General features: G+C 43.6%; 1 protein-coding gene. It reads left to right on the top strand.

Features of this window, described 5'->3' with window-relative positions:
* The first annotated feature begins 123 nt into the window (after positions 1-123).
* Complete coding sequence (locus CHX27_RS00350; RefSeq protein ID WP_094484807.1) at positions 124-2,142, top strand: M13 family metallopeptidase; 2,019 nt, start codon at positions 124-126, stop codon at positions 2,140-2,142.
* The last annotated feature ends 85 nt before the right edge of the window (positions 2,143-2,227 follow it).

Raw genomic sequence — 2,227 nt, forward strand, 5'->3', positions numbered from 1 at the left:
AAGCTGGAAATTAATTTAATACAATTTTTGTCGTGTACTTAGAACTTCGCTGTTAAACTATATATTGTAACAAATCCATTACTTCAACCACTAATAATTTCAATCTGTATTAAATTCTGCTTTATGAAAAAACTTATTTTCCCTGTTTTAGTATTGACAGCCTTAGCTATTTCGTGCCAAAAAACAGAAACATTACATTCTGGTATCACAAAAACCAACATGGATACATTAGTAAATCCCGGCGACAATTTTGACGCGTATGTCAACGGAAATTGGAATCGAAAAACCAAAATTCCTGCCGATAAATCATCGTATGGCGCTTTTGATATCTTGTTGGACAAATCGGAAAAAGACGTCAAAGAAATTATTCAAGCTGCGGCCAAAAGCAACAGTGCTGAAGGTTCGGAAGAACAAAAAATTGGCGATTTTTATGCCTCATACATGGACCGTAAAGGGCGTGATGCCAAAGGATTAAGTCCGATTCAACCCGAATGGAAGAAAATCGATGCGCTTCAAGACCATGCCGCGCTCGCTGCGTATTTGGGTGAAGCCAACCGCCAAGGAATCTCAGCGCCTTTTGGGGTATTTGTCAGCACGGATTTTGAAAATCCCAACAAAAATGTCATCATGACTTGGCAAGGGGGATTGAGTTTGCCCGATCGCGATTATTACCTTTCGACGGCTCCTGAAATGATGCAAATTCGCAAAGCCTATACCGAGCATGTTCAAAAAATGCTCACCTTGGCGCAGTTTACCAATGCCCAAGCCGAGGCCGCGACCATTGTTGCCTTGGAAACCGAAATTGCCAAAATTCACATTACCAAAGAAGAAAACCGCGATACAAAAAAACTAAACAATCCATTTAAAGTGGCAGACTTGGCGGGATTGATGCCCGGTTTTGATTTTAAAACCTACCTCAACAAAGCGGGAATGGCAAAAGAACAGTCGATTATCATTGCCCAACCGGCGTACATGAAAAAATTGGCGCAATTGTACACGGCCACCCCTATCGCTACATGGAAAACCTATTTAAAATGGTCGGTGTTGAACGGTGCAGCCACATCGTTGACTACTGCATTGGATCAACAAAATTTTGAGTTTTTTGGCAAAGTATTGAGCGGAACCGAAAAACAACGCGACGATTGGAAGCGCGCGGTACAAACCGTAAGTGGTGGTTTGGGAGAAATGATTGGCAAATTATATGTCGAAAAACACTTCTCTCCCGAAGCCAAGGAGCGTATGACCCTGATGGTGAAAAACCTTCTGAAAGCCTATGCCGAAAGCATCAAAAAATTGGATTGGATGAGTGAAGCCACCAAGAAAGAAGCCTTGAAAAAGGTTGATAAGTTTGTGATTAAAATTGGCTACCCCGATAAATGGCGTGATTATTCGTCATTGACCATTGCCAAAAACGATTTGTATGGCAACTTACAGCGTTGTGCTGCTTATGAGTACAACCGAAATTTGGCCAAATTAGGAAAACCCGTAGACCGCACCGAGTGGGGCATGACGCCACAAACGGTCAATGCGTATTACAATCCTTCGGTGAATGAAATTGTGTTCCCAGCGGCAATTTTACAACCCCCCTTCTTTGACATGAATGCCGATGATGCGGTAAATTATGGCGGTATTGGAGCGGTGATTGGCCACGAAATCGGACACGGATTTGACGATCAAGGCAGCGCGTTTGACGGCGACGGTAAATTGCGCAACTGGTGGAAGCCAAGCGATTTGGAAGCCTTTAACCAACGTACAAAAGCCTTGGTCGAACAATACAATTCGTTCCAAGCGTTGCCTGGTTTGAACGTCAACGGCGGCTTTACTTTGGGTGAAAACATTGGGGATTTAGGCGGATTGAGCATTGCCTTGAAAGCCTACAAAATGAGTTTGAACGGTAAAGAAGCCCCTGTTTTGGACGGCTTTACGGGCATTCAACGTGTATTTTTGGGTTGGGGTCAAGTTTGGTTGGACAAATCCCGTCCCGAAGCCTTACGCACGCAAATTGCTGCCGACCCGCACTCCCCTGCCAAATTCCGTATCAATGGTGTGGTGCGCAACATCCCTGAATTCTATGAAGCCTTCAACGTAAAACCCGGCGATTCCTTATACCTCGCTCCGAACCAACGCGTGAAGATTTGGTAAGGAAAGTCGTAAGTCAGAAAGTCGTAAGTCATAAGTCGTAATGTAAGCTTCCCATTAAATCGAACTGTTTAAAAGTAGAAAAATA

This window comes from Flavobacterium aurantiibacter, from assembly GCF_002251775.1.
Taxonomy (GTDB): Bacteria; Bacteroidota; Bacteroidia; order Flavobacteriales; family Flavobacteriaceae; genus Flavobacterium; species Flavobacterium aurantiibacter.

Coding starts and splice junctions, on each gene's coding strand:
- CHX27_RS00350 (WP_094484807.1), top strand. CDS start 124: ATGAAAAAACTTATTTTCCCTGTTTTAGTATTGACAGCCTTAGCTATT.